Genomic DNA, 26,961 nt, shown 5'->3' with positions numbered 1-26,961 from the left:
CGGCGAGCAGGATGCCGTGGGCCGCGCAGCCGGCGGAGATCACCTGCTCGATCTTCGGCACCTTGGGAATATCGGGCGTGACCTTGGCGATCACCGCGATGATCATCGGGGCACGCCGCGGCTTCTTGCGCGCGGCGTCGAGGGCCGCGTCGCCCACGTGGGGGTCCTCGCGGAACTCCGCCTCGGCGAACAGCTCGCCGAGGCGCGAGAGGCCCTCGCCGGAGAACTCGATGAAACGCCAGGGACGCAGCTCCTTGTGGTCCGGCGCCCGCAGGGCCGCCCGGTAGATCGCCTCCAGTTGCTCGGGGCTCGGCGGCGGCCCCATCAGCTTGCCCATGGAGCTGCGTTCGTGCAGCAGCGTCATCGCATCCATGTCGCTCTCCTGTTCTGGTTCAGTCGGCACTCTACCCAAGCGGCTACTGCCGCGCCAGCCGCAGCGGCTCGGGCGGGCGCTCGCCGGGGGTGGCCCGCCAGGGGCTGATGTCCAGCCCGCCGCGGCGCACGTAGCGCGCCAGCACCAGCAGTCGCTCCGGCCGGGTGCGGGCCATCAGGTCCATGAAGATGTGCTCCACGCAGTGCTCGTGGAAGTCCTGGTGCTGGCGGTAGCCGATCAGGTAGCGCAAGAGCGCCTCGCGGTCGAGCTTCGGGCCCCGGTAGCGGATCAGCACGCTGCCCCAATCGGGCTGTCCGGTGACCGGGCAGTTGGACTTGAGCAGGTGGGAGTGCAGCGTCTCCTCGACGCTCTCCTCCCCTATCGCCAGGTGCTCGGCGCTGGGCGTGTAATCGGTCACCTCGATGTCAAGGTCGTCCAGGCACTCACCCGGCAGACGCGACGTCGCCAGCGCCGCGTCGTCCACGTGAAAGAGCTCGACGGCCACCGGCGCACCGGCGGCCGCCGCCAGGTCGCGCTCCAGGGTATCGATGACCGCCTGGCGACTCTCGACGCGCGTCTGGTTGAAGCTATTGAGGTAGAGCTTCCAGGACTTCGACTCGATCAGGTTCGGCGAATCCGCCGGCAGGCGGAAGCGCGCCACGGCGACTAGCGGCTTGCCGCGGGCATTGAGCCAGGAGACCTCGAAGGCGTGCCACTCGTCCTCGCCGGCGAAGGGCAAGGCGCCCTCCTCGATGCCCAGCGGCGCCCGGTTGGCGGCGCGGGGGATGGCAAAGAGCAGCCCGGCATCGTAGTGCTCCGGATAGGCGGCCTCGCGCCCCAGGGGGGCATGCGCGAGGGTGTCGGGTCGATGATGTGCCATATCAGCTCCTGATGCCCTTGCCGCGATTCAGCATCCACAGGGCCACCCCGAAGAGCACGCTGATGAAGGCCAGGATGGCGGCCAGGGCCCAGCCCACGGGGATGTCGGAGACGCCAAGGAAGCCGTAGCGGAAGACGTTGACCATGTAGAGGATGGGGTTGAGCATCGACACGCCCTGCCAGAAGGCCGGCAGCAGCGAGATGGAATAGAAGACCCCGCCGAGGTAGGTCAGCGGCGTGAGCACGAAGGTCGGCACGATGGAGATGTCGTCGAACTTCTTGCCCAGCAGGGCGTTGATGAAGCCGCCGATGGCGAACAGCGCCGCGGTGAGCACCACCACGAAGACCGTCAGCAGCGGGTGCGCTACCTCGATGCGGGTGAAGAAAAGCGACACCCCGGTAACGATCAGCCCCACGCCGAGGCCGCGGGCCATGCCGCCCAGCACGAAGCCGGTGAGGATCACCCAGTTGGGCATCGGCGAGACCATCATCTCCTCGATGGAGCGCTGGAACTTGTTGGAGAAGAAGCTGGAGGCCACGTTGGAGTAGCTGTTGGTGATCACCGCCATCATGATCAGCCCCGGGACGATGAAGTCCATGTAGCTGTAGCCATCCATCTCGCCGATCCGCGATCCGATCAGGTTGCCGAAGATGATGAAGTACATCGTCATGGTGATCGACGGCGGCAGCAGGGTCTGCGGCCAGATCCGCGTGAAGCGCTTGACCTCCTTGTGCACCAGGGTCCAGAGGGCGATGGCGATCTGGGTCGGGTTCATGCGCGCGCCTCCGCTGCTTCTGCCGCCGCCTTGTCGCTGTTGCCCTGCTCCACCATGGAGACGAACATCTCCTCGAGCCGGTTGGCGCGGTTGCGCATCGACATCACCTGCAGCCCCTGGGCGCTGAGCGCCTCGAAGACATCGTTGAGGCGCTGGCCGCGATGCACCACCACCGCCAGCTGGGCGGCATCGACCCGGCTCACCTCGAAGCCCGCCACCTCAGGCGCGGCCTCGATGGGGTGCGCCAGGTCCAGCAGGAAGGTCTCGGTATCCAGCTCGGCAAGCAGCTCACGCACGCTGGTGTTCCGGATGATCACGCCGTGGTTGATGATCCCCACGTTGCGGCACAGGCTCTCGGCCTCCTCCAGGTAGTGGGTGGTGAGGATGATGGTGGTGCCCTCGTCACGATTGATGCGGCGCATATATTCCCACATGCTGCGGCGCAGCTCGATATCCACGCCGGCGGTGGGCTCGTCGAGGATCAGCAGCCGGGGCCGGTGCATCAGCGCCCGGGCGATCATCAGCCGACGCTTCATCCCGCCGGAGAGCATCCGCGCGCTGCCGTTGCGCTTGTCCCACAGGCCCAGGTCACGCAGCAGCTCCTCGGCCCGGGGCAGCGCCTCGCGACGCGACATGCCGTAGTAACCGGCCTGGGCCAGCACGATGTCGATGACCTTCTCGAACTGGTTGAAGTTGAACTCCTGGGGCACCACGCCGAGATGGTACTTGGCACGGGCGAAGTCCCGGTCGATGTCGATGCCGAAGATCGAGACCTGGCCCGCCGTCTTCTGGACCAGCGAGCAGACCACGCCCAGGGTGGTCGACTTGCCTGCGCCGTTGGGCCCGAGCAGGGCATAGAAGTCGCCCTCGGCGACGTCGAGGTCGATGCCCTTCAGGGCCTGGAAGCCATTGCCGTAGACCTTGGTCAGGCCACGGATGGACAGTGCCGGTTCGGCCATGTGCGATCCCGTCAGAGAGAAATGGAAGTCGTCGCGAGAACCCGGTGAAATGGGGATGGCCCGGGAAACTTCAAGGTTCGCCCTCCCAGCCCGGCAGCGAGAACTCCTCCTGCAGGTGGCGAAGCTCGGGCTGGTGCAGGGCCGCGATGCGCTCGGCCAGTTCGGCACCCCTGGCGAGCAGGTGCACCTCCATGCGGCGACGATCGGCCCGCCCGGGCCGGCGTTCCACCAGGCCGGCTTCCTCGCAGCGCCCGACCAGCGCCACGGTGCCGTGGTGCTTGGCCTGCAGCCGCTCGGCCAGCTCCCCCACACTCGCCCACTCGCGCCCCGCGAAGCCCTTCAGGTGCAGCAGCAGCTGGTACTGCAGGGGGGTGAGGCCGTGGTCACGACAGATGTCCTCGCTCTGGCGCAGGAAGCAGCGCAGCCGATAGCGGAAGTGCGACAGGCGCTCGAAGTCCTGCTTGGTCAGGGACGCGGGGCTCGGGTCGAGGTCTTGGGGCATGGTGGCCTCCTTGACAGCGGGCAACACGGGAACTAATACATATCATAACATGATACAAAACAGCGAGCCTGACCACGAGGTGCCCCATGAACGCCATGACTGTCTTCCGCCTGCCCTTCTCACGCACCGCGGGCTGGAAGGAGCTCCAGCAGCGGCGGATCCCGATCCCGACCCTGGCCTGGCTGGTGGTCCTGCCGATGTCATTGCTCCCCCCGCTGATGCTCTACTACGCCGGCACCCACTATGGTGACGACTTCGTCACCGGCTTCGCCGAACGCCCCTGGCGCTTCATCACCACCATCCTCTTCCTGGCCGAACTGCTGACCTTCTTCGTCATGGGCTGGCTGATCCACGCCGTGGTCAACGCCCAGGAGGAGCTGTCGATCGACTACCACGATGCCTACCTGCTGGCCGCCATGGCCCCGCTGCCGCTATGGAGCGCCTCGCTGGTGCTGTTCGTCCCCAGCCTGCTGCTCAACGCCCTGGCCGTGCTGGTGGCGCTGGGGATCTCGTGCAGCCTGATCTACCACGGCCTGCAGGGACTCTGCCGGCGAGGGGATGACGACCTGGTGGCCCAGTCGGCGACCTATACCATCATGGCGTCAGGCGTGCTGGCGTGGGGCGTGCTGATGGCCGTGGTCTGGGCATACTGATCCGCCGACCTGGAGAGGCCGCAAGGAGTCCGGACGGAGCGAAGAATTTGAAGAAATCGAATGGAGCGGGAAACGAGATTCGATCGGACTGGCGCTCCAGCTCGCGACCCTCGCCTTGGCAAGGCGATGCTCTACCACTGAGCTATTCCCGCTGATCTGGAGGTCGTGCTGAAGAAGTGGCGTCCCATAGGGGGTTCGAACCCCTGTTACCGCCGTGAAAGGGCGGTGTCCTAGGCCACTAGACGAATGGGACGCATGGAGCGGGAAACGTGATTCGACGGGGCTGCCGTCAGCCGGGCTGGCGCCCCAGCTCGTTGAGCCGAGCCTTGGCCTGATCTAATACGCTACCCAAACAAAATGGAGCGGGAAACGAGATTCGAACTCGCGACCCTCGCCTTGGCAAGGCGATGCTCTACCACTGAGCTATTCCCGCAGGTCTCGCACTGCCAACACCGGAAGTGGCGTCCCATAGGGGGTTCGAACCCCTGTTACCGCCGTGAAAGGGCGGTGTCCTGGACCACTAGACGAATGGGACGCATAAGCCATTTCAGCTTGGTGCGGGAAACGAGATTCGACCGGGCTTTCTCTCCAGCTCGTGAGCCGAGCCTTGGCCTGATCAAGTACGCTACCCAAACCAAATGGAGCGGGAAACGAGATTCGAACTCGCGACCCTCGCCTTGGCAAGGCGATGCTCTACCACTGAGCTATTCCCGCAGGTCTCGCACTGCCAACACCGGAAGTGGCGTCCCATAGGGGGTTCGAACCCCTGTTACCGCCGTGAAAGGGCGGTGTCCTGGACCACTAGACGAATGGGACGCAATGTCTCGCCTCGTCGAGGTGCGGCGAATATTACCCAGCACCCGGGAAGCTGTCAAGCGGGTCTCGCCGGACGTTGATATCCCGTGACCGATGCGGTCCGGTGACTGGAAACACCCGCCCCTGATGATGTCAGAATGGAAGTGACACGCGCCGGGCCCGCCCCCGGCGCCAAGACAAGGAGTAGAGGCCATGCGCAGCAAGATCCAGAAGAGCGATGTCGAATGGCAGCAGCAGCTGACGCCCGAGCAGTACCGCGTCACCCGCGAGAAAGGCACCGAGCCGCCCTTCAGCGGCCACTACCACGTGAGTGACGAGCACGGCATCTACCACTGTGTCTGCTGCAACGCCCCGCTGTTCGAGAACGAGCACAAGTTCGACGCCGGCTGCGGCTGGCCCAGCTTCGACCGTCCCTTCACGCCGAGCTGCGTGGCGGAGCAGACCGACACCAGCCACGGCATGCAGCGCACCGAGGTGACCTGCGCCCGCTGCGATGCCCACCTCGGCCATGTCTTCCCCGATGGCCCCCAGGAGACCACCGGGCTGCGCTACTGCATCAATTCGGTGGCGATCCAGTTCCACGCCGGGGAGTAGTCCCGGCCCGTCACCGCCCTCCCCTGACACGGCCGCCCATCTGCTATGATGGGCGGCCGTTTTCATTCATGCGCATGCAGGAGAGGCTCGATGCTCGGCTGGTACCCGGGACACATGAACAAGGCGCGCCGGCAGATCCTCGAGGCGCTGCCGGAGATCGACGTGGTGATCGAGGTCCTCGATGCCCGCCTGCCCTACTCCAGCGCCAACCCCATGCTGGCCGAGCTCACCCGCCACAAGCCGGTGTTGAAGGTCCTGTCCCGAGCCGACCTCGCCGACCCCGAGCGGACCCGCGAGTGGGTGAGCTTCTTCGACGCCCAGGACGATATGCGGGCCCTGGCGGTGACCACCACCCAGGCGCGCGAGCTCAAGCGCATCCCGAAGCTATGCCATGAGCTGGCCGGCCAGGTGCGCGCCGACCGCGACGTGCGGGTGATGGTCATGGGCATTCCCAACGTCGGCAAGTCGACCCTGATCAACGGCCTGGCCGGGCGCACCATCGCCAAGACCGGCAACGAGCCGGCGGTGACCAAGCGCCAGCAGAAGGTGCGTATCGGCGGCCGTGTGGCACTGATCGATACCCCCGGGGTGCTGTGGCCCAAGATCGAGGACCAGGCCAGCGCCCACCGCCTGGCCGCCAGCGGTGCCATCCGCGATACCGCCATCGACTACGTGGAGGTCGCCGTGGTCGCCGCAGCCGAGCTGGCCAGGCGCTACCCCGAGGCCCTCAAGGCGCGCTACAAGCTCAAGACCCTGCCCGCGTACGCCCCCCACCCCGAGGCCGGGCGGGTCGAGGCCGATGGCCCGGTGCGGGTCGACCTCCTCGCCCTGGCCGGCTTCGACGGCCATGCGATCCTCGCCGAGATCGCCGCCAGGCGCGGCGGGCTGCGCCCCGGTGGCGAGGTCGACCTGCATCGCGGTGCCGAGGTGCTGCTCCACGAGCTGCGTGACGGCAAGCTGGGCCGGCTGACCCTGGAGACCCCGGCGGACATCCCGCCCGAACCCGAACCGGACGCCGCCGACGCGGTTGGTGGTGACGGTGCCGAGCCCGCATAATCACCGGCAACACTGCCCCGAGACGACGCCCGCCCCGGCAGAGGCGGCACACCGACATCACTGGATCTCAGCGCCCATGGACACTCCCCCGATCAGGAAATCGCACAAGCTCGAGAACGTCTGCTACGACATCCGTGGCCCGGTGCTCGAGCACGCCAAGCGGCTGGAAGAGGAAGGCCAGCGCGTCCTCAAGCTGAACATCGGCAACCCCGCCCCCTTCGGCTTCGAGGCGCCGGAAGAGATCCTCCAGGACGTGATGCGCAACCTGCCCACCGCCCAGGGCTACTGCGACTCCAAGGGGCTCTACTCGGCACGCAAGGCGATCATGCAGGAGTGCCAGCGCAAGGAGATTCCCGGCGTCGGCATCGAGGACATCTACATCGGCAACGGCGTCTCCGAGCTGATCGTGATGGCCATGCAGGCGCTGCTCAACGACGGCGACGAGGTATTGATCCCGGCCCCGGACTACCCGCTGTGGACCGCGGCGGCCAACCTCTCGGGCGGCCATGCCGTGCACTACCTCTGCGACGAGCAGGCCGACTGGGCGCCGGATATGGCCGATATCCGCGCCAAGGTCACCGCCCACACCCGGGCGATCGTGATCATCAACCCCAACAACCCCACCGGGGCCGTCTACCCACCGGCGGTGGTACGCGAGCTGCTGGAGATCGCCCGGGAACACGACCTGGTGGTCTTTTCCGATGAGATCTACGACAAGATCCTCTACGACGGGGTCGAGCACGTCTCCACCGGGGCGCTGGCCGGCGAGGACCAGCTGGTGGTGACCATGAACGGCCTCTCCAAGAGCTACCGCTGTGCCGGCTTCCGCTCCGGCTGGATGATCCTCTCGGGCCACCTCGCCAAGCAGCGCGCGGCCGACTTCATCCAGGGGCTGACCATGCTGGCCTCGATGCGCCTGTGCGCCAACGTGCCGGCCCAGCACGCCATCCAGACCGCCCTGGGCGGCTACCAGTCGATCAACGACCTGATCCTGCCCGGCGGCCGTCTGCTCGCCCAGCGCGACATCACCGTCGAGAAGCTCAATGCCATCCCCGGGGTCAGCTGCACCCGGCCCAAGGGGGCCCTCTACGCCTTCCCGCGACTCGACCCCAAGGTGTTCAACATCCGCGACGACCAGCAGCTGGTGCTCGACCTGCTGCTGCAGGAGAAGATCCTGCTGGTGCAGGGCACCGCCTTCAACTGGCCGGACCCCGACCACGTGCGCATCGTCACCCTGCCCTGGGCCGACCAGCTCGAGGACGCCCTGGACCGTTTCGCCCGCTTCCTGTCGCGCTACCGCCAGTAGGCCGGGGCATGCCCTTCTGCCCGCCGCTTGAAACCCGGCGGGCAAGTGCGTATCTAAGCAACAGCTTGTGCAAGCCGCTGAGCGCGGCGCCCCCTTCCCGACGACTGGAGATTTCCGGCAATGATGAGAATCCTGCTCTTCCTGGGCACCAACCTGGCCGTGATCGTGGTGGCCAGCATCACCCTGCGCCTGCTGGGGGTGGAGGGCTACCTGACCGAACAGGGCATGAACTTCAATGCCCTGCTGATCTTCTGCTTCATCTTCGGCATGGCCGGCTCGATGGTCTCGCTGTTCATCTCCAAGTGGATGGCCAAGCGCAGCACCGGCACCGTGATCATCGAGTCGCCCTCCAACGCCACCGAGAAGTGGCTGGTCGATACCGTGGCCGAACTGGCCCGCGAGGCCGGCATCAAGACGCCGGAGGTGGGCATCTTCCCGGCCCAGCAGTCCAACGCCTTCGCCACCGGCTGGAACAAGGACGATGCCCTGGTGGCGGTCTCCGCCGGCCTGCTCAACCGCATGCGCCCGGAGGAGGTGCGCGCGGTGCTGGCCCACGAGATCGGCCACGTGGCCAACGGCGACATGGTTACCCTGGCGCTGATCCAGGGCGTGCTCAACACCTTCGTGATGTTCTTCGCGCGGGTGGTGGCCCAGCTGGTCGACAGCTTTCTGCGTCGCGACGATGGCGGCGGCCTGGGCTTCATGGGCTACTTCGCGGTGGTGATCGTCGCCGAGATCGTCTTCGGGCTGATCGCCTCGGCCATCGTCGCCTGGTTCTCGCGCTTCCGGGAGTATCGCGCGGACAGCGCCGGCGCACACCTCGCCGGCAGCGGGGCCATGATCAACGCCCTGGCCCGCCTCAAGGCCGAGACCGAGATGCCGGACCAGATGCCGGACACCCTGCGGGCCATGGCCATCACCAAGGGCCAGACGCGCTCGCTGATGGAGCGGCTCTTCGCCAGCCACCCGCCGCTGGATGATCGCATCCGCGCCCTCAAGGAAGCGGCCTACCGGCAATAACGGCGATCCGCGGCGGGGCCACCCGCCGCTGCTCTCTGCACAGGGCCGCATCCGCGCCTTCAAGGAAGCGGCCTACCGGCAATAACGGCGATCCACGGCGGGGCCACCCGCCGCTGCTCTCTGCACAGGGCCGCATCCGCGCCCTCAAGGAAGCGGCCTACCGGCAATAACGGCGATCCGCGGCGGGGCCACCCGCCGCTGCTCTCTGCACAGGGCCGCATCCGCGCCTTCAAGGAAGCGGCCTACCGGCAATAACGGCGATCCACGGCGGGGCCACCCGCCGCTGCTCTCTGCACAGGGCCGCATCCGCGCCCTCAAGGAAGCGGCCTACCGGCAATAACGGCGACCCACGGCGGGACCAACCCGCCGCGGCTCACGGCACAGGCCATATCCGCACCGCCGCCTACTGCAGAGAAGCCGTTTCACCGTACGACAGCGGGCCCGCCATAATTTGGCGGGCCCGCTGTCGTTTGCCGCCCCAACGTCATCAGGCAGTGGCGACCCGGAAGCCCGCTCCGCTCAGCAGCGGCGCGAGCTCTCGGGCCCCCTCGCGAAGTTGGATGTCGAGGGTCCCGAATTCCCGGCGCAACGGATAGGCCGCTCGGCAGGCATCGAAGCCCTTGTCCATGCCCTGGCGACGGGCCTCGCGGTAGAGGCTGTCGTGGTCACGCCGCACGTCGTAGACAGCGCGCAGGCAAAGGCGCAGCGCCTCCTCGGGGCCGAGGCCGGCGTCCAGGACGAGACGCGTGACGGGGGGCGGGGGCGCGAGGTCCACCAGCGTCAGTCGCGCCGGCAGGCCGACATGCTGGGCCAGGGCGCCATAGATCCGGTGGGTGCCGCGCAGCTTGCCGTCCAGGCTGTAGCCGGCGACATGCGGGGTGGCGATGGCGGCGAGATCCGCCAGGCCGCTGTCGATGGCGGGCTCGTGCTCCCAGACATCGAGCACCGCGCTGACATCACTCTGCCCCGCCAGCCGCTGACGCAGCGCCCGGCCATCCACGCAGTCGCCGCGTCCGGCGTTGAGCAGCACGCTGCCCGGGGCCAGGGCCGCGATGCGCTGGGCATCGAGCAGGTGGTGCGTCGGGTAAGGTCCCTCGGTCACCAGCGGGGTATGCAGGCAGAGCACGTCGCATTCGTCGATCAGGGTGTCCAGCTCCTCGAAGCCGGCCAGCCCCTCGGCGCCCTCCGCCGCCACGCGGGGCGGGTCGCAGGCCAGGCAGTCGATGCCCATCGCCGTGAGACGCTCGAGCAGCCGCCCGCCCACGTTGCCCACGCCGACGATGCCGACGCGGCGCTCGGCCAGCCGCCACCCCTGGCGCTCGGCCAGGGTCGAGAGGCTGCCCAGCACGTAGTCCACCACCGCCTCGGCATTGCAGCCCGGGGCGCTGGCGAAGGCGACGCCGCGCTCGGCCAGGGTCCGCTCGTCCACGTGGTCGGTGCCGATGGTGCAGGTCCCGACAAAGCGCAGCCGGTCGGCACGGGCCAGCAGGGCCTCGTCGACGCGGGTGATGGAGCGCACCACCAGGGCGTCGGCCTCCTGCAGCGCGGCGGCATCGATCTCGCGCCCCGGCAGGCGGACCACCTCGCCCATCTCCCCGAAGCATTTCTCGGCGGCGGGGACGTTGGCGTCGACGACGATTCTCATGGCTGGCTCCCGTCCTGCTGGTGAAACGACTTGTTCAGTGTGCCCAAGCCCTTACAATACCGCCATTGCCACTCGCGCGCCGCAGGCCTGCGGCGCCCGCCACCTCGGGAGCTGCCGTGATCGTCCGCTGGGAAACCGACCATGACTATGTGCTGGTGCATGTCCATCAGGACATGTTCGGCGACTGGATCTTCAGCCGTGCCTGGGGGCAGATCGGCACCCAGTTCGGCGGCCTGAAGCATCGCCTGGCCGATGACCACGACCAGGCGATGATGTGGCTGGCCGACGAGACCACCATCCTGTCCTCGCGGGGCTTTCGCAAGGTGCTGGAGGTGGAGGACGAGAGCGCCGAGGGACGCGACGCCGTCAGCCAGCTCTCGCTGCTGGAGCCTTAAGCTGCAAGCTGCAAGCTGCAAGCTGCAAGCTGCAAGCCAGAAGGATTCCACCAGCGCTGTAAGCCTCAAGGGTCTTCCTTGCCCCTTGTAACGTGTCACCGCCCGGCGAAGCCGGGTCATCCCAGATAGCGCCGCCCGCCGCGCAGGGTTGCCCCCTGCGCCGCTCTCGTCGTCACCCCGGGCGACGTCTCGCCACCGAGTTGCTGCAGCGAGTGCCAGGCCGTCTCGTCCAGCCAGCCTCGAGCCGCCAACCAGGCGGCCAGGCGGTCGGGTTCCATGCCGCGGTCCAGTTCCTGTCCCGCCTCGTCCACCAGCACCGGGATGCGCACCCCGTAGCGCGCGACCAGCCCCTCGTCCTCGCTGATCTCGACCCGCTCCAGCCGGTACCGCTCGGCACACAGGGTCGTCAGCACCGCCTCCAGCTGTTCGCAGAGATGGCAGCCCAGGGTGGTATAGAGCCTCAGTCGGATCATGCGTCCTCCCGATGGCGTATCAGGAACACATGATGCAGGTCCGGGCGGCGTTGAAAGTCAGGATCGAACGTCTTCGCCGAGATATCCTCCACCCGGAACTGCTCGGCGAGATCCGCATCCAGCGTGAAGCGCCGCTGGTTGTTGGAGAACACCAGGGTGCCGTCCGGCGCCAGGCGCGCCATGGCCAGGCGCACCAGCCGGCCATGGTCGCGCTGGACGTCCAGGGTATCGGCCATCTTCTTGGAATTGGAGAAGGTCGGCGGGTCCAGGAAGATCAGGTCGAACTCGCCGCCGGCGGTCGCCAGCCAGCGCAGGCAGTCGTCACGCACCACCCGATGGCGCCCGGGGTCGAGCCGGTTGAGGGCGAAGTTGTCCCGGGCCCACTCCAGGTAGGTGTTGGAGAGGTCGACGCTGACGCTCTCGCGGGCCCCGCCGGCCGACTGCTTGCCCTCTTCCTGCGATCCGAGGGCGGCCTGGACCGTGGCGGCCCCGGTATAGCAGAAGAGGTTGAGGAAACGCTTGCCGGCGGCCAGCTCGCCGAGCAGGCGTCGCACCGGACGATGGTCGAGAAAGAGGCCGGTATCCAGGTAGTCGCGCAGGTTGACCCACAGCCGCGCCCGGCCCTCGCGCACCTCGAAGCGCTCACCGCTGGCCGCCTGCTTGCGGTACTGCGCCTTCCCACTCTGCCGCTCGCGCCGCTTGACCACCACCTTTCCCGGGTCAACACCGAGCACGTCGGGAATCACGCCCAGCGCCTCGTGCAGCCGCTTCTGGGCCTGGGCGGCATCGACGGATTTGGGCGGCGCATACTCCTGGACGTGTACCCGGTCGCCGTAGAGGTCGATGGCCAGGGCGTACTCGGGCATGTCTGCATCATAGAGCCGGTAGCAGCGCTCGCCGCTCTTCTTGAGCCACTTCTTCAACCGCTTGCGGTTCTTCTCCAGGCGATTGGCGAACATCTGCGCCCCCTCGGAGCGCGAGGGGGCCGCCTCCCCGGAGGACGACTCCTCCGCCTCGGGAATGGCCATCAGCAGCAGCTTGGCCTCCAGGGGGCCGTTGCGCAGCGCGTACTGCTTGCGGGCCCGCAGCCCGATGCGATGCCCGAGATCCGGGTTGGCGGTGAAGACCGCCAGCTGCCAGCCGGGGAAGGCCGCCTTGACCCGCTCGCCGAGCTGGCCATAGAGGCGCACCAGTTCGGGAAGTTCGCCGAGGCGCTCGCCGTAGGGCGGGTTGGTCATCACCAGCCCTCGGGGCGTGTCTGTCAGCCCCTCGGGGCGCGCGAGCCCGGCCAGGGAGGCCCCCTCGAGCTCGATCAGCGCCGGCACGCCGGCGCGCATGGCGTTGGCCTTCGCCGCAGCCAGCGCCGGGGGGCTCTCGTCGAAGCCGTAAAGCCGCGAGCGGCAGCGCTTGCGCCCGATGCTGGCCCGTGCCTCGGCCTCGCGCTTGAGCTCGCGCCAGCAGCGCTCGTCGTGGCCGGCCCAGCCGTGGAAGCCGAAGCGCTCCCTGGCAAGACCGGGGGCGATGTCGGCGGCCATCAGGGCGGCCTCGATCAGCAGGGTGCCGGCACCGCACAGCGGGTCGACCAGCGGCGCCCCCTCCCGGGCCATCGCGGGCCAGCCGGCGCGCACCAGCAGGGCGGCAGCCAGGTTCTCCTTGAGCGGCGCATGGCCCACGTCGCGGCGATAGCCGCGGCGGTGGAGGCTGTCGCCCGAGAGGTCCACGCCCAGGGTCAGCCGCCCACGGTGCAGGTGGGCATAGAGGCGCAGGTCCGGCTGCCGGGTATCGACATCGGGCCGTAGTCGGCCTTCGGCATGGAGGCGGTCGACCACCCCGTCCTTGACGGTCTGGGCACCGAAGCGGGTGTGGCGGATCGCCTCGGCGCGGCCGTGGAAGTCCACCGCCAGGGTCGCGCCCGGTGCGAGGTGCTCGCGCCAGTCGATGGCCGCGGCGGCGGCACGCAGCGCCTCGGGGGTCTCGATGCCCTCCTCCTGCGCCAGGCAGAGCACCAGCCGGTTGGCCAGCCGCGACCAGAGACAGATGCGGTAGGCGCTCTCGAGGCTCGCGCGCAGGTGGACCCCGGCCACCGTGGTCTTGCCGGGGACGGCACCCAGGGCGGCCAGCTCGTCGGCCAGCAGCAGTTCGATGCCCCGCGGGCAGGTGGCCAGAAGATCCAGTGAATCAGGGGAGTGCAGTTCAGTCATGACATTTCCATCGGCGTGGTGCCTGGCCGGGGTGAAGGCGTGACGGGCAGGTGAACGCCTTGTTACAAATCATCGGTCGACAATCGTCATCATCCTGGGCTATCAATGAGTGAGTAGCTACTGAATGACGCATGCGTTCTGTCAGCGGGCCTCGAGTCGTCGTGCAGCACGGAGTTGCCGCAGAGACCGATGTCGCCCGGGCAACATGAATCCGGTCTCGAGGCCGGGTTCTCGTCGGTACCTTCATCAAGAGGTAGTCCAATGAAACGACAGAAACGTGATCGCTTCCAGCGTGCCTATGTTCATGGGTACAAGGCGGGTCTCTCAGGTCGTTCCCGCGATGACTGTCCAAGTCAGGATATCAATCTACGCGAATACTGGATGAGCGGTTGGCGTGAAGGTCGTGGGGATCAATGGTCCGGCATGACGGGAGTCTCCGGCATTCACAAGAACCCCATGGTGATGTGACCCCCGCATTCACCGGGTCATCAGCCCATCGTCAGAGGTGTTGACGAACATATCAAGCCCATGGCCATGCCATGGGCTTTTTAGTGGCCGCCCGACGGGCCCTCACTGCCCGGCGAAGCGGGCCTGCAGCGCCCGGGCACACTCCCCCACCAGCGCCGGCCCGCGATAGATGAAGCCCGAATAGAGCTGCACCAGGTCGGCGCCGGCCGCCACCTTGGCCAGAGCCGCCTCGCCGCTGTCGATGCCGCCCACGCCGATGATCGGCATGCCGGGAAGCCGGCGGCGAAGTTCGCGGATGATCCTGTTCGAGGGTTCGAACACCGGCCGCCCGGATAGCCCCCCCTGTTCGTCTGCATGCGCAAGCTCCGCCACCGCCTCGCGGGAGACGGTGGTATTGGTGGCGATCACCGCGTCGATGGCATTCGCCTCGAGGGTGCGGGCCACCAGGCCGACCTCCTCGGCGCTCATGTCCGGGGCGATCTTCACCGCCAGGGGGACGCGGCGACCGGCCTCCCGGTCAAGCCGGCTTCCCTCCACGCGCAGGGCCCCGAGCAGCGCATCCAGGTGCTCGCCAAACTGGAGGTTGCGCAGCCCCGGGGTGTTGGGCGAAGAGATGTTCACCGTGATGTAGTGCGCATGGCCATGCACCTTGCGCAGGCAGGTCAGGTAGTCGTCCACCGCCTGCTCCACCGGGGTGGTGAGGTTCTTGCCGATGTTGATGCCGATCACCCCGTCGTAGCGGCTCGCCCTGACACGGGCGACCAGGTGATCCACCCCGGCATTGTTGAAGCCCATGCGATTGATGATGGCGCCGGCCTCCGGCAGGCGGAACAGCCGCGGCCGGGGGTTGCCGTCCTGGGGCCGGGGCGTCACGGTGCCTACCTCGACGAAGCCGAAACCCAGCGCGCCCAGGGCATCCAGGTGATCGGCGTTCTTGTCCAGCCCGGCGGCCAGGCCCACCCGGTTGGGAAAGCGCAGCCCCATCAGCTCCACCGGGTCCTCGACCCGCCCGCCGCCGAGTCGCTCCGCCAGGCCCAGGCGACCGGCCAGGTCGAGCCCCCTCAGGGCGACTCCGTGGGCGGTCTCGGCGTCCAGGCGAAACAGCAGCGAACGGGCAAGCGAATACATGGCGACTCCGGGCAAGGGGGCGGACGGGGCGGCAGAGTATAGCAGTGCCGCGGGCGGGACACGACGCCGACGCCTCGCCAGGCGCCTCACGACCTGTGGCCCCGCAGCGACAGCCGGGGGGCGTTCTGTGATCTACTGTAGGCATCGTCGCGGCAATCACGGCCGGGTGGGCCGTGCAGCCTCACAAGCCAGGGAGATCCATATGGCCGATACCACCGAAACCCTCGAGGACCGCCTGTCGCGCATTCACCGGGCGCTGGGCGACGAGCGGCTCGATGCCGTCGACGACGTCCTGGCCGACCTCGAGCCGGCGGAGGTCGCCCTGCTGCTGGAATCGCTGCCCCCGGCGGCGCGCATCAAGCTGTGGGAACGGGTACCGGGCGAGGTCGACGGCGAGGTCCTGCTTCACGTCCACGACGAGGTGCGCAGCACCCTGCTCGATGACATGGACCATGCCGAGATCGTGGCCGCCACCTCGGGTCTCGACACCACGGACCTCGCCGAAATCTTCGAGGACCTTCCCCAGCAGGTGGCCGAGGACATGCTGCGCTCGATGGACGAGCTGCAGCGCAGCCGGCTGCAGGAGACGCTCTCCTTCGAGGAGGACAGCGCCGGCCGCCTGATGCGCACCGACACCATCGCCGTGCGCGCCGACGTCAGCCTGGAGACGGTCAAACGCTTCCTGCGCTGGAAGGAGGTGGTGCCCGACAACACCCACGCGCTGATGGTGGTCGACCGTAACGGCTTCTTCGTGGGGGCGCTGCCGCTGGCCCGCCTGGTCGCCAACGACCCCGAGATGGCCGTCGCCGACCTGATGGACCGCGACGTGGACAGCATCCAGGTGACCATGCACTCCCGCGAGGTGGCCACCCTCTTCCAGACCCACGACCTGGCCTCCGCGCCGGTGGTCGACGAGGAGGGCCTGCTGCTCGGGCGCATCGTCATCGACGACATCGTCGACGTGATCCGCGAGAACTCCGAGCAGGCGCTGATGAACATGGCCGGCCTGGACGAGGAGGAAGACCTCTTCGCGCCGGTGATGCCCAGCGCCAAGCGACGCGCCGTGTGGCTCGGCATCAATCTGGTCACCGCCTTCCTGGCCGCCTGGGTGATCGGCCGCTTCGAGGATGCCCTGGACAAGATCGTGGCACTGGCAGTGCTGATGCCCATCGTCGCCAGCATGGGCGGCATCGCCGGCAGCCAGACCCTGACCCTGGCGATCCGCGGCCTGGCCCTGGGCCAGATCAGCCGCACCAACAGCAGCTGGCTGCTGCGCAAGGAGATCGGCATCGCCGCCCTCAACGGCGTACTCTGGTCGCTGGTGGTGGCCGTGCTCGCGGTGCTCTGGTTCGGCAGCATCGCCATCGGCGTCATCATCGCCGCGGCACTCGTGATCAACATGCTCGCCGCCGGCATCGCCGGCATCGTCATCCCGCTGATGCTCAAGCGCTCGGGCATCGACCCCGCCCTCTCGGGGTCGGTGATCCTGACCACGGTGACCGACGTGGTGGGCTTCATGGCCTTCCTGGGGCTGGCCACGCTGTTCCTGCTCTGACCGCTGCCTTGCCCGCCCCCCGAAAACACGAACCCCCGCCGATGGCGGGGGTTCGTGGCTTTGGCCATGGGCAAGGCGGACCGGTCAGGTCTCGCGATTGCTCTCGGCCAGGTCGACCAGCTCGCGCACGGCCACCGCGAAGAGCGGGAAGCCGCCATGGCTGCCGCTGCCCACCTCCTCGAGCAGGCGGCACCAGCGCCGGTGCATGCCCTGGTGGAGCGAGAGCCACTGCTCCACCCGTTCCGCGCAGTCCCGCGGTCCACCTTCCATGCCCAGCACGCTGATGGTCAGCGCCAGCTGCTGGCGGTCGATGTCATCGCGAAAGGTCTCGCGGGCCTGTGCCTGCCAGCTGTCACGCACCTTGAGTTCGGTGATCTGCTGGATCATCCACGGCAGCTCCAGGCGATCGCCAATCTCGTAGAACACCTCGGCGACGCGCTGCGGCTTCTCGTTGGTCTGGCGGGCCGCCTGGATGATGCCGAGCGCCGCATAGAGACTGCCGGCGGCCGCCACGGTCGAGGCCAGGGCCTCCGGCACGCCCGCCTCGGTGAGCTCGTTGCGGCGGGCCTCCCAGGCCTCGTGCTCCTCGCCGCGCAGGCGCTTGCCGATGTTCTCCTGCAGCTGGGCCAGGCGCGGGGCGAAGAAGTCGATGGCATCCCGGGTGCTCATGCCGGTGCGGTTGCGCAGGAACCAGCGGGTGGCGCGCCGCAGCATGCGCATCAGGTCGAGCATCATGGCGTACTGCACGGCGCTCGGCACCCGGTTGTCCAGCGCCTCGATCTGCTCCCAGAGGCGCGGCAGCTGGAAGCTGTCGCGCGCCACCACGTAGGAGCGGGCGATGGTGGCGCGGTCGGCGCCAGTGGAGTCGATCAGCCGGCGCACGAAGACGATGCCCATGTGGTCGACCAGGTCGTTGGCCACCTGGGTGGCGACGATCTCGCGCTTCAGGCGGTGGTCGTACATCTCCTCCTTGTAGCGCTCGACCAGCACCCCGGGGAAGATCCGCTCGACGAACTTGACGATGGTCGGGTCGTCCGGCACGTCCGAGGCGATCAGGTCGCCCTTGAGCACGCTCTTGGCGTAGGAGATCAGCACCGAGAGCTCCGGCAGCAGCATCCCCTGCTCGTTGGCGGCGCGCTCGTTGAGGATCTCGTCGTCGGGCAGGAACTCCAGCTCGCGGTCGATCTGGCCGGCGACCTCCAGCTCGCTGATGAAGCGCCGGAAGGGCCCGATGCCCTGCCGGGAGAGGAGCTCGGCGAGGTCCAGCGCCTGGGTCTGGCGATAGTTGTCCAGCAGCACCAGATCCGAGACCTCCCCGGTCATGTCGGCGAGCAGCTGGTTGCGCTGCTTATCGGTCATGTCGCCGCGCTTGACCACCTCGTCGATGAGGATCTTGATGTTGACCTCATGGTCGGAGCAGTTGACGCCGCCGGCGTTGTCGATGAAGTCGGTGTTGACCCGCACGCCCCGTGCGGCCGCCTCCATGCGCCCGCGCTGGGTGAGGCCGAGGTTGCCGCCCTCGCCGACCACGCGGCACTGCAGCTCGCGGCCATCGATGCGCAGGCCGTCATTGGCCTTGTCGCCCACCTGGGCATCGGTCTCCTCGCTGCTCTTGACGTAGGTGCCGATGCCGCCGTTCCACAGCAGGTCGACCCGGGACTTGAGCATGGCGCGGATCAGGTCGTTGGGGGCGAGCTTGTCCTCCTTGATGTCGAACAGCGCCTTCATCTGCTTGGAGATGGGAACGGTCTTGGCCGAGCGCTTGAACACCCCGCCACCCTCGGAGATCAGCTCGGCGTTGTAGTCCTCCCAGCTGGAGCGCGGCAGGGCGAACAGGCGCTGGCGCTCGGCGAAGCTCGCCGCCACGTCCGGGCTCGGGTCAACGAAGATGTGCAGGTGGTTGAAGGCCCCTACCAGGCGGATCCGGTCGGAGAGAAGCATGCCGTTGCCGAAGACGTCGCCCGCCATGTCACCGATGCCGAGCACCGAGAACTCGTCCTGCTGGGTATTCAGCCCCAGGCCACGGAAGTGGCGCTTGACCGACTCCCAGGCCCCCTTGGCGGTGATGCCCATCTTCTTGTGATCGTAGCCGTTGGCCCCGCCCGAGGCGAAGGCATCGCCCAGCCAGTGCCCGTACTCGGCCGAGATCTCGTTGGCGATGTCGGAGAAGGTCGCGGTGCCCTTGTCGGCCGCAACCACCAGGTAGGCGTCGTCGTCGTCGTGGCGCACCACGTCCCGAGGCGGCACGATCTCGCCCCCCACGCGGTTGTCGGTGACGTCGAGCAGGGCGCGAATGAAGGTCTTGTAGCAGGCGATGCCCTCCTGCTGGATAGCATCGCGGTCCCCGCCCTCGGGAAGCCGCTTGCAGACGAAACCGCCCTTGGCGCCCACCGGCACGATCACCGCGTTCTTGACCTGCTGCGCCTTGACCAGGCCGAGCACCTCGGTGCGGAAGTCCTCGAAGCGGTCGGACCAGCGCAGCCCGCCCCGCGCCACCTTGCCACCGCGCAGGTGCACCCCCTCCACGCGCGGCGAGCAGACGAAGATCTCGTAGGCCGGCCGCGGCTTGGGCATGCCGGTGACCCGGGAGGGCTCCATCTTGAAGGACATGTAGTCCTTTTGACGGCCATCGGGGCCCGGCTGGTAGTAGTTGGTGCGCTGGGTCGCCTGGATCAGCTCCATGTAGCGGCGCAGCAGCTGGTCGTCGTTGAGGCTGGCCACATCGTCGAGCAGCCGGATGATGCGCCCCGTGCAGACCTCGATCTCGCCCTCCGGTGGGCGCTCGGCCGGATCGAAGCGCAGCTCGAAGAGGGTCACCAGCTCACGGGTAATCTCCGGGTGGTTGACCAGGGTGGTGGCCATGTAGTCCTGGGAGACGCCAAAGCGGATCTGCTTGAGGTAGCGGGCATAGCCCCGCAGCATGGCCACCTCGCGCCAGTCCAGGTTGGCGCCGATGATCAGCCGGTTGAAGGCGTCGTTGTCGGCCTCCCCGTTCCAGATGCGCTGGAAGGCCTCGACGAAGGGCTCGCGCATCTCCTGCAGGTTGACCTCGGTGCTGGTGTGGTGCTCCAGGTCAAAGTCATGGATCCAGTAGCTGCCGTCGCTGGCCTCAAGCTCGTAGGGGCGCTCGCCGATCACCCGGAGCCCCAGGTTCTCCATCATCGGCAGCACGTCGGAGAGCGGGATCGGCTGGTCGCGGTGGAACAGCTTGAGGTTGACCCCGCTGCCCTCCTCCTCGACCAGCCGGTAGAGGGAGAGCGCCAGCGGGCGGCCCTCGTCCAGCTCGCTGATGTGCTGCAGGTCGTAGACCGCGGTACGCGCCGAGAAGTCGTCACGATAGCTGGCGGGGAAGGCATCGCGGAAGCGGTCCATCAGCAGGTTGGCCTGCTCCTCGCCGAACCCCTCGATGGCGGCGCCCTGGAGGTCGTCGCGCCAGTTGCGGGCCAGGGTCGCCAGCTTGGCCTCCAGGCGCCGCAGGTCGTAGTCGGCGGGCTGGTCGCCCTTGAAGCGCAGGATGAACTGGATGCGGGCCAGCACCGACTCCGAGAGGTAGGTGTTGAAGTCGCCGAAGGTGGCGTCGAGCTCCTCGCAGAGCAGGGCCTGGGTGCGCAGGCGCAGCTCGGTGGAGAAGACGTCGCGCGGCACGAAGGCCAGGCAGGAGTAGAACTTGCCGGAGCGGTCCTCGCGGATGAACAGCCGCACCCGGCGCCGCTCGCGCATGTCGAGGATGCCCAGGGCCGTCTGGGTCAGCTCGTCGGTGTCGATCTGGAAGAGGTCGTCGCGGGGATAGACCTCGAGGATGTGCAGCAGGTGCTTGCCGTTGTGCCCCTTGGGATTGAAGCCGGACTTCTCCATCACCGTCGCGAGCTTGCGACGCAGGATGGGCACGTTGCGCGGCGACTCGTTGTAGACGGTGGCGGTGAACAGGCCGAGGAAGCGGCGCTCGCCGATCACCCGTCCCTGGTCATCGTAGCGGTCGATGGAGATGTAGTCGGGATAGGTCGGGCGATGGATCCGCGCATGGTGGGCGCTCTTGGCGAACGACAGCAGCTGGGGGACCAGCACGTAGCGGTCGCCCTCCACCCCCTGGTCGGTGCGGATACGTTCCTGGTAGCGGGGCTGGTCGAGGCGGAACACCCCCAGCTTGCTCTCGTCGACCCGATCGAGGCGCTGGCGTCCCTCGGCCTCGTGGACGACATACTCGTCATAGCCGAGGAAGGTGAAGTTGTCATGCAGCAGCCAATCGAGGAAGGCGATGGCCTCCTCATGGTCGCCGGCATCGACCTGGTCCGGGCGCGAGGCCTTGAGCTCGGCGACGGCCGCCCGGGCCTGCTCGCGCATCGGCTCGAAGTCGGCCACCGCGGTGCGCACGTCGCGCAGCACCTCCTGGAGGCTTGTCTCGATCTCCTCGAGCAGCGCCGGGTCCGAGTGGCGATCCACCTCGATGGCGATCAGCGACTCCCGCCCCTGCGGGGCGTCGGCCTTCCGGGTCGGGGTGACCCGAGTGAGTCGGTGCTGGGCATCGCGCTCCGTCGCCAGCACGGCATTGTGGATGGCGTGGACGGTCATGCCCCGCCGGTTGAGCTCGATGCGTACCGAGTCGACCAGGAAGGGCATGTCCTCGTGGAGCACCGCGATGAAGGTGTGGGTGGACTGCCAGCCATGCTGCTCGAAGTCGGGGTTGAAGACCCGCACCTTGGGGTCGGCAGGGTCGAACTGCTGCAGGAAGTGCCACACGGCAAGGGTGGCGCCATAGATGTCGTCGAGACGGCGGTCGGCCAGGTCATCGAGCGGTACCGTGGCATAGAAGTGGCGGGCGAAGGCACCGACCCGGGCGGCCTTGTCTTCGTCCAGACGGCCTTGCAGCCGCTCCTCGAGTTGCTTGAGTAGATCCTGGCGGGTCTCCTCGTGTGCGACGTGTTGCATCCATCACCTCGGCTGCCTGCGGCCGCCGGAGGCGGCCGGGAGAACTTGACGTGGCGGCCTCCTGGCCGCATCGCCTTCCAGCTTACGTCACTTCCCGAGCCCACCCCAGCCAGATGCCCCTTCGCTCATGGAGCATGTCGGTTGCGCATCGCCGCTTGACAGCGTGCCGGATACGCCGGTCCCTCAGCCACGCCGCTCCAGCAGGACCCCGCATTCGCAGTGGTGCGTCCAGGGGAACTGGTCGAAGAGCGCGAAACGCCGGATCCCGTGGGTGCGGGTCAGCACCTCGAGGTTGTCGGCCAGGGTCTCGGGGTTGCATGAAATATAGACGATACGCGCATATTCGCTGAGCTGGCGGCAGCTCTCCTCATCGAGCCCGGCTCGTGGCGGGTCGACCAGCACCGTGGAGAAGGCATAGTCGTCGAGGGCCATCTCGGCCACCCGGCGCCCGCCCTTCTCGCCCTTCAGGGCCTGGGAGAACTCCTCGGCGGACATGCGACCGACCTCGGCATTGGCGATGCCGTTGGCCTCCAGGTTGACCCGGGCACTGGCCACCGAGGTCCGCGATATCTCGGTGGCCAGCACCCGCCGGAAGTTGCCGGCCAGCGCCACGGTGAAGTTGCCGTTGCCGCAGTAGAGCTCCACCAGGTCGCTGTCCTGGCTGTCCCGGGTGACGTCCCGGGCCCAGGCCAGCATCGCCCGGCAGATCTCGGCATTAGGCTGGGTGAAACTGTTCTCCACCTGTTGGTAGACCAACTCGTCGCCGTCCACCGCGAGGCGCTCCCAGACATGGTCACGCGCCAGCACCAGGCGCTGCTTGCGGGCGCGGCCGATGACCATGATGCCCAGCGCCTGCTGCAGGGCACGGGCTTCGGCCTCCCAGGCCTCGTCGAGCCGACGGTGGTAGATCAGGGTGACCAGCGCCTCGCCGGAGAGGGTGGTGAGGAACTCCACCTGGAACAGCCGGCGACGCAGCAGGTCGTTGTCGCGGAGGGCATCGAGCAGGCGCGGCATGAGGTCGTTGATCTGCCGGCCGGCCACCGGGTAGTCGTCCAGGCGGACCACCGTCTTGCGTTTCGGGTCCTCGGGGTCCACCTCGAACATGGCATAGAAGAGGTCGTCCCCCTCGTGCCAGAGGCGGAATTCGCAGCGCTGGCGAAAGTGGCTCGGCGGCGAGGGAAACACCTCGAGCGTCGGCGGCGAGAAGCGCGCGAAGTCACGGGTGATGCGCTCGCGCTTGGCCTCGAGCTGCTGGTCATAGCGGGCGGGGTCGACGACGGGAATGGCCACGGCGGCTCCTGGGTGAAGATGACAAGATTGAGGGGGATCATGATGGTGCCGACCCTCACGGTCGGCTCAGGCCGGGTGCAGCAGCCTCGGCGGGGCGAAGCCGAAGCTGGCCAGCCCCCTGTCCAGGCGTTCGTCGGGGGCAGTGACGAAGCTAGTCTCGTCACCCTGTCGAGGGGCTAGCGCCGGCACCACCTGGGCCACCCGGCGGGCGATGGCGTCCCCGGAGTCGATCCAGCTCACCTGCCGCGGCGCCGCCTCGGCGAGCCACGGGGCCAGCAGCGGGAAGTGGGTGCAGCCGAGCACCACGGCATCCAGGTCGGGATCCTCCCACAGTGGGGCGAGGGCGCGGCGCAGGGTTGCCCGGTCAGGGGACGTCCCGGCCACCAGGCGCTCCGCTTCGCCGACCAGGGCATCCGCGGCGACCCGCGTCACCCGGCAGTCGGCGGCGAAGTCCCGGATCAGCCGCAGGGTGTAGGGCCGCGATACCGTGGCACTGGTCGCCAGCAGGCCGATATGGCGCGTCCGGCTGATCCGGGCCGCCGGCTTGATGGCGGGCACGGTGCCGACCACGGGAATCGTCAGGGAAGCGCGCAGGACGTCCAGCGCCAGGGTACTGGCGGTATTGCAGGCCACCACCAGGGTGCTGCAGCCGCTGGCCGCCACGGCGGCCTCGCAGACGGCCCGGATGCGCTGGACCAGCCAGGCATCCTCCCGCTGGCCGTAGGGCAGCATGGCATTGTCGCAGGCATAGGCCAGGGCGGCCTCGGGCAGGCACCGACGCAACGCCCGGACCACCGACAGGCCGCCGACGCCGGAATCGAAGACCAGGATCGGACCCACCATCATCCTGCCCCTCGACGCCTCGGGGCCGAGTGACGCGAGCAGGACGATGGCAGGGTGAAACGAGGCAGGTTGGGCATGACGTGGAGGGTGGCCGCTGAGAATGCCGGCCATTCTACCCCAGACCCGGGGCAGAGCCGAAACGCCAGACCGGTACCGGGTGCGCTATTGTCAGGTCACCGGCTCGGGGGCATCTCGCAGCTCGGCATAGAGCTCGGGGTAGGCCTCCTGCAGCCGCTCGAGCTGCGCCTGGGCGCCCTCCGGCAGGGCCGCCGCCAAGGCCTCGAGGTCCTGGTCGTTGAAGTTCTTCTGGATCAGCGGGAACAGCAGCTCGCGCTCGTCACGCAGGTAGGCGCGGTGGCTCTCCAGGTAGGACTTGAGGTCCTCGGCGAAACGGTCCATGGGCACCACGGCATCCATCAGGATCATGTCGAGGTCGTTGGAGAGCCGCTTTAGCCGGGACTTCAGCGCCCGATAGTCCCGGGACAGGCGCTCGGTGACCTCGACACTTGCGGGGTCGAGTTCCTTGAGGCGCTCGGTGCAGACCTTCTCGAGGGGCTGGGTGAAGCCTTCCTGATAGTCGAGGATGTAGTCGACGACCTCCCGGACCAACTGGAAGTTGGGACGCTCGCCGCACGCCAGGGACTTCTGCTTGAGCTGCAGGACGTGCAACATGCGCGCCATGTTGGCATGATCCTGACGCAACTGCTTCAGCATGGGCATGACGGGAGTCTCCTCTGTGGCGATGTGGAACAGAAGGCTGTCTAGGTTGGATTCGCCGCGGCTGGTCAGGTTCACCGCGCTGTGACACCCCGGCAAGGCCGACCTGTCTCAAGCTAGCCGCTCGGGGGGAATTGTGCCTGTCGCCCAAGGTCGTATTGCCTGCGACGACACATCCACTCTAGCAGTCGCGAGCCAAGGAGTCAGAAATGGATCTCTTCCAGGGCAACACCCCCGACGATGCGGCGCCGCTCGCCTTCCGCATGCGTCCACGCCGCCTCGAGGACTACGTGGGGCAGCAGGCGCTGGTCGGCCCTGGCAAGCCGCTGGCGCGCATGGCCGATAGCGGCGTGGTGCGCTCGATGATCCTCTGGGGCCCCCCCGGGACCGGCAAGACCACCCTGGCCGAGATCCTCGCCGAGGTCTCCGGCGCCCACCTGGAACACCTCTCGGCGGTGATGGCCGGGGTGAAGGAGATCCGGGCCGCCGTCGATCGCGCCCGGGACACGCAGGCGCGCCAGCGCCCCACCCTGCTGTTCCTCGACGAGATCCACCGCCTCAACAAGAGCCAGCAGGATGCCCTGCTGCCCCACGTGGAGTCGGGGCTGCTGACGCTGATCGGCGCCACCACCGAGAATCCCTCCTTCGAAGTCAACTCGGCGCTGCTCTCCCGGGCAAGGGTGCACGTGCTGAAGTCGCTCACCGAGGAGGAGCTCGTCGAGGTGATGCAGCGGGCGCTGGCCGACGAGGAACATGGCCTCGGCGCGCGGCGGATCCAGGTGGACGACGGGGTGCTGGCGCTGCTGGCCCGGGCCGCCGCCGGCGACGCCCGCCGCGCCCTGGGCCTGCTGGAGACCGCCTGTGACTTCACCGTGGCCGAGGGCGACGGCGAGCGCCTGCCTCGCGAGGCGCTGGAGGACGTCATCGGCCACCAGGCCAGCGCCTTCGACAAGCAGGGCGACCACTTCTACGACCTGCTCTCGGCGATCCACAAGTCGGTGCGCTCCTCGCGACCGGACGCCGCCCTCCTCTATATCGCCCGTTTCATGCAGGGCGGTGGCGACCCGCTGGACGTGATCCGCCGCCTCGCGGCCATCGCCTCGGAGGACGTCGGCAACGCCGACCCGCGGGCCCTGCCGCTGGTGATGGCCGCCTGGGACGCCTACCTGCGCCTGGGCGATTACGAGGGCCAGCGCGCCATCGCCCATGCCGCCATCCACCTGGCGGTGGCCCCCAAGAGCAACGCCATCGACCGGGCCTGGAAGGCCGCCAAGGCCTTCGTGGCACAGCAGCCCCAGTTGGAGGTGCCGACCTACCTGCGCAACGCTCCGACGAAGCTGATGGAGTCCCTGGGCCACGGCCAGGGCTACCGCTACGCGCACCACGAGCCCCACGGCTACCCCGCCGGCAGCAGCCATGACTGCTGGCCGGCTGCCGTCCCTCACCGGCGCTTCTATGCGCCCACGGAATATGGCCAGGAGAAGCGCTACGGCCAGCTCATGGCCTGGCGGGAGCAGCTCGATGCCGAGGCGGACGACGCTGGCGCGTAGCAGCCAAGCGGCCAAGCGGCCAAGCGGCCAAGCGGCCAAGCGGCCAAGCGGCCAAGCGGCCAAGCGGCCAAGCGGCCAAGCGGCAAGGCAGCCTACCCCCAGACGAAAGGAGCAAGCCAAGGGGGTTCCTTGAAGCTTGCTCCTTGTGGATTGCTGCTGGCCGAAGGCCTCAGTGCGTATCGCGGATCACGTCGGTGCCCGCCGGGATCTCGAAGGTAAAGCGGCTGTCGTCCAGCGGCTCGTTCATGCGCACGTTGTCGAACTCGATGGCGGTGCGCTGCCCGGTGCTGTCGGTCATCTGCAGCAGGTCCAGCGCCTCGCCGCGGAAGGTCATCTGCAGCTCCTCGAAGAGGGTATCGGGGTCCTTGGGTACCAGGGTGAAGGTCTCGCTGCTGCCCTGCTGGCGACGGGTGACGTCGTAGCTGCCGGTCAGCTCGTCGGCGCTGCCGGAGAGCAGCAGGGCCGGGGTATGGGTCACCCGCTGGTCCAGCGCCTGCACGGTCGCCTGTTCCAGGTCCGGGTCATAGAGGGTGACCTCCTCGCCCGCGGAGATCACCAGCTGCTCGTAGGGGGCATCCACCTCCCAGCGGAACTTGCCGGGACGCGACAGCCACATGCGGCCTCGGGCCTCCTGGAGGCGCTGGCCGCTGCCATCGAGGATCTGCTGCTCGAAGTCCGCCACGTAGGTCTGCAGCGGCTCGAGAATGTCCGCCAGGCGCTCGGCGCCCTCGCTGGCCAGGGCCGACATCGGCACGGCGAGGGTCATGGTCAGCGCGGCGAGGGTCTTCTTCACTGTCATCGTCTCTGTCTCCCTGGACGGGTCCATCATGGCATCC

Annotated in this window: 23 protein-coding genes and 6 tRNA genes; 9 read left to right on the top strand and 20 right to left on the bottom strand. The window is 68.1% G+C overall.

Annotated elements, in window-relative coordinates; all coding sequences use genetic code 11:
• From SCI24_RS08915 to SCI24_RS08895, 5 genes are all read right to left on the bottom strand, one after another.
• On the bottom strand, window positions 1-373 hold a 373-nt coding region (locus SCI24_RS08915), incomplete at its 3' end, for a nitroreductase family protein (RefSeq protein ID WP_318725058.1).
• Between the two features lie 43 nt (window positions 374-416).
• Window positions 417-1,253, bottom strand: a complete 837-nt coding sequence (gene queF / locus SCI24_RS08910; protein ID WP_318725057.1) for an NADPH-dependent 7-cyano-7-deazaguanine reductase QueF — start codon at window positions 1,251-1,253, stop codon at window positions 417-419.
• A 1-nt stretch (window position 1,254) separates the two neighbouring features.
• On the bottom strand, window positions 1,255-2,028 hold the full coding sequence (locus tag SCI24_RS08905) for an ABC transporter permease (RefSeq protein ID WP_106230216.1): 774 nt from the start codon (window positions 2,026-2,028) through the stop codon (window positions 1,255-1,257).
• On the bottom strand, window positions 2,025-2,987 hold the full coding sequence (locus SCI24_RS08900) for an ABC transporter ATP-binding protein (RefSeq protein WP_318725056.1): 963 nt from the start codon (window positions 2,985-2,987) through the stop codon (window positions 2,025-2,027). The genes SCI24_RS08905 and SCI24_RS08900 overlap by 4 nt, the downstream gene beginning before the upstream one ends.
• 70 nt (window positions 2,988-3,057) lie before the next feature.
• Window positions 3,058-3,489 carry a MarR family winged helix-turn-helix transcriptional regulator gene (locus tag SCI24_RS08895; protein WP_318725055.1) on the bottom strand — a complete coding sequence of 144 codons (432 nt, stop codon included), beginning with the start codon at window positions 3,487-3,489 and terminating at the stop codon, window positions 3,058-3,060.
• An 86-nt stretch (window positions 3,490-3,575) separates the two neighbouring features.
• Here SCI24_RS08895 and SCI24_RS08890 point away from each other — a divergent pair, with 86 nt between their 5' ends.
• Window positions 3,576-4,142 (top strand): YIP1 family protein, encoded by a 567-nt coding sequence (locus tag SCI24_RS08890; RefSeq protein ID WP_318725054.1) that lies wholly within the window; start codon window positions 3,576-3,578, stop codon window positions 4,140-4,142.
• A 61-nt stretch (window positions 4,143-4,203) separates the two neighbouring features.
• On the opposite strand, the gene SCI24_RS08885 is transcribed toward SCI24_RS08890, so the two are convergent.
• From SCI24_RS08885 to SCI24_RS08860, 6 genes are all read right to left on the bottom strand, one after another.
• A tRNA-Gly gene (locus tag SCI24_RS08885) sits at window positions 4,204-4,294 on the bottom strand.
• A 25-nt stretch (window positions 4,295-4,319) separates the two neighbouring features.
• A tRNA-Glu gene (locus tag SCI24_RS08880) sits at window positions 4,320-4,395 on the bottom strand.
• Between the two features lie 105 nt (window positions 4,396-4,500).
• A tRNA-Gly gene (locus tag SCI24_RS08875) sits at window positions 4,501-4,575 on the bottom strand.
• A gap of 26 nt (window positions 4,576-4,601) precedes the next feature.
• A tRNA-Glu gene (locus tag SCI24_RS08870) sits at window positions 4,602-4,677 on the bottom strand.
• A 104-nt stretch (window positions 4,678-4,781) separates the two neighbouring features.
• A tRNA-Gly gene (locus tag SCI24_RS08865) sits at window positions 4,782-4,856 on the bottom strand.
• A 26-nt stretch (window positions 4,857-4,882) separates the two neighbouring features.
• A tRNA-Glu gene (locus tag SCI24_RS08860) sits at window positions 4,883-4,958 on the bottom strand.
• Window positions 4,959-5,150: 192 nt separating this feature from the next.
• Here SCI24_RS08860 and msrB point away from each other — a divergent pair.
• The 4 genes from msrB (at window position 5,151) to htpX (ending at window position 8,934) form a co-directional block, all read left to right on the top strand.
• Window positions 5,151-5,552 (top strand): peptide-methionine (R)-S-oxide reductase MsrB, encoded by a 402-nt coding sequence (msrB, locus tag SCI24_RS08855; protein ID WP_318725053.1) that lies wholly within the window; start codon window positions 5,151-5,153, stop codon window positions 5,550-5,552.
• 90 nt (window positions 5,553-5,642) lie between these two features.
• Window positions 5,643-6,608 carry a ribosome biogenesis GTPase YlqF gene (gene ylqF / locus SCI24_RS08850; protein ID WP_318725052.1) on the top strand — a complete coding sequence of 322 codons (966 nt, stop codon included), beginning with the start codon at window positions 5,643-5,645 and terminating at the stop codon, window positions 6,606-6,608.
• A 76-nt stretch (window positions 6,609-6,684) separates the two neighbouring features.
• Window positions 6,685-7,914: a pyridoxal phosphate-dependent aminotransferase gene (locus SCI24_RS08845; RefSeq protein ID WP_318725051.1), complete on the top strand. Its 1,230-nt coding sequence runs from the start codon at window positions 6,685-6,687 to the stop codon at window positions 7,912-7,914.
• A gap of 120 nt (window positions 7,915-8,034) precedes the next feature.
• Entirely contained in the window at window positions 8,035-8,934 is a 900-nt protein-coding gene (gene htpX / locus SCI24_RS08840; protein WP_318725050.1) for a protease HtpX, read from the top strand.
• A 487-nt stretch (window positions 8,935-9,421) separates the two neighbouring features.
• Here htpX and pdxB read toward each other — a convergent pair whose 3' ends face one another.
• Window positions 9,422-10,579: a 4-phosphoerythronate dehydrogenase PdxB gene (gene pdxB, locus SCI24_RS08835; protein ID WP_318725049.1), complete on the bottom strand. Its 1,158-nt coding sequence runs from the start codon at window positions 10,577-10,579 to the stop codon at window positions 9,422-9,424.
• 116 nt (window positions 10,580-10,695) lie between these two features.
• Here pdxB and SCI24_RS08830 point away from each other — a divergent pair, with 116 nt between their 5' ends.
• On the top strand, window positions 10,696-10,974 hold the full coding sequence (locus tag SCI24_RS08830) for a hypothetical protein (protein ID WP_106230207.1): 279 nt from the start codon (window positions 10,696-10,698) through the stop codon (window positions 10,972-10,974).
• A gap of 116 nt (window positions 10,975-11,090) precedes the next feature.
• Here the strand turns inward: SCI24_RS08830 and SCI24_RS08825 are convergent, their stop codons facing one another.
• A complete protein-coding gene (locus SCI24_RS08825; RefSeq protein WP_318725048.1) occupies window positions 11,091-11,447 on the bottom strand; it encodes a glutaredoxin family protein in 357 nt (118 codons plus the stop codon).
• Window positions 11,444-13,648: a bifunctional 23S rRNA (guanine(2069)-N(7))-methyltransferase RlmK/23S rRNA (guanine(2445)-N(2))-methyltransferase RlmL gene (gene rlmKL, locus SCI24_RS08820; RefSeq protein ID WP_318725047.1), complete on the bottom strand. Its 2,205-nt coding sequence runs from the start codon at window positions 13,646-13,648 to the stop codon at window positions 11,444-11,446. The genes SCI24_RS08825 and rlmKL overlap by 4 nt, the downstream gene beginning before the upstream one ends.
• Before the next feature lie 261 nt (window positions 13,649-13,909).
• Here rlmKL and rmf point away from each other — a divergent pair, with 261 nt between their 5' ends.
• Window positions 13,910-14,116, top strand: coding sequence for a ribosome modulation factor (gene rmf / locus SCI24_RS08815; protein ID WP_082042631.1), 207 nt, complete (start codon window positions 13,910-13,912; stop codon window positions 14,114-14,116).
• Window positions 14,117-14,218: 102 nt separating this feature from the next.
• Here the strand turns inward: rmf and SCI24_RS08810 are convergent, their stop codons facing one another.
• Entirely contained in the window at window positions 14,219-15,244 is a 1,026-nt protein-coding gene (locus tag SCI24_RS08810) for a quinone-dependent dihydroorotate dehydrogenase (RefSeq protein WP_318725046.1), read from the bottom strand.
• Between the two features lie 202 nt (window positions 15,245-15,446).
• On the opposite strand from SCI24_RS08810, the gene mgtE reads away from it, so the two are divergent.
• A complete protein-coding gene (gene mgtE, locus SCI24_RS08805) occupies window positions 15,447-16,799 on the top strand; it encodes a magnesium transporter (protein ID WP_318725045.1) in 1,353 nt (450 codons plus the stop codon).
• Between the two features lie 84 nt (window positions 16,800-16,883).
• Here mgtE and SCI24_RS08800 read toward each other — a convergent pair whose 3' ends face one another.
• The 4 genes from SCI24_RS08800 to SCI24_RS08785 all read right to left on the bottom strand — a co-directional run bounded on the left by SCI24_RS08800 (window position 16,884) and on the right by SCI24_RS08785 (window position 24,572).
• Window positions 16,884-21,725: an NAD-glutamate dehydrogenase gene (locus tag SCI24_RS08800; RefSeq protein WP_318725044.1), complete on the bottom strand. Its 4,842-nt coding sequence runs from the start codon at window positions 21,723-21,725 to the stop codon at window positions 16,884-16,886.
• A gap of 183 nt (window positions 21,726-21,908) precedes the next feature.
• A complete protein-coding gene (trmA, locus tag SCI24_RS08795) occupies window positions 21,909-23,015 on the bottom strand; it encodes a tRNA (uridine(54)-C5)-methyltransferase TrmA (protein ID WP_318725043.1) in 1,107 nt (368 codons plus the stop codon).
• A gap of 66 nt (window positions 23,016-23,081) precedes the next feature.
• Window positions 23,082-23,858 carry a glutamate racemase gene (murI, locus tag SCI24_RS08790; RefSeq protein ID WP_318725061.1) on the bottom strand — a complete coding sequence of 259 codons (777 nt, stop codon included), beginning with the start codon at window positions 23,856-23,858 and terminating at the stop codon, window positions 23,082-23,084.
• Window positions 23,859-24,026: 168 nt separating this feature from the next.
• On the bottom strand, window positions 24,027-24,572 hold the full coding sequence (locus SCI24_RS08785; protein WP_318725060.1) for a hemerythrin domain-containing protein: 546 nt from the start codon (window positions 24,570-24,572) through the stop codon (window positions 24,027-24,029).
• Window positions 24,573-24,784: 212 nt separating this feature from the next.
• Here SCI24_RS08785 and SCI24_RS08780 point away from each other — a divergent pair, with 212 nt between their 5' ends.
• Window positions 24,785-26,125: a replication-associated recombination protein A gene (locus SCI24_RS08780; RefSeq protein ID WP_318725042.1), complete on the top strand. Its 1,341-nt coding sequence runs from the start codon at window positions 24,785-24,787 to the stop codon at window positions 26,123-26,125.
• A 169-nt stretch (window positions 26,126-26,294) separates the two neighbouring features.
• Here the strand turns inward: SCI24_RS08780 and lolA are convergent, their stop codons facing one another.
• Entirely contained in the window at window positions 26,295-26,924 is a 630-nt protein-coding gene (gene lolA, locus SCI24_RS08775) for an outer membrane lipoprotein chaperone LolA (RefSeq protein ID WP_318725041.1), read from the bottom strand.
• Window positions 26,925-26,961 lie beyond the last annotated feature (37 nt).

This window comes from Halomonas sp. (assembly GCF_033549285.1).
Taxonomy (GTDB): Bacteria; Pseudomonadota; Gammaproteobacteria; order Pseudomonadales; family Halomonadaceae; genus Halomonas.
Note: the sequence above shows the minus strand (reverse complement) of the source record. Positions and strands in the feature narration are given on the sequence as shown.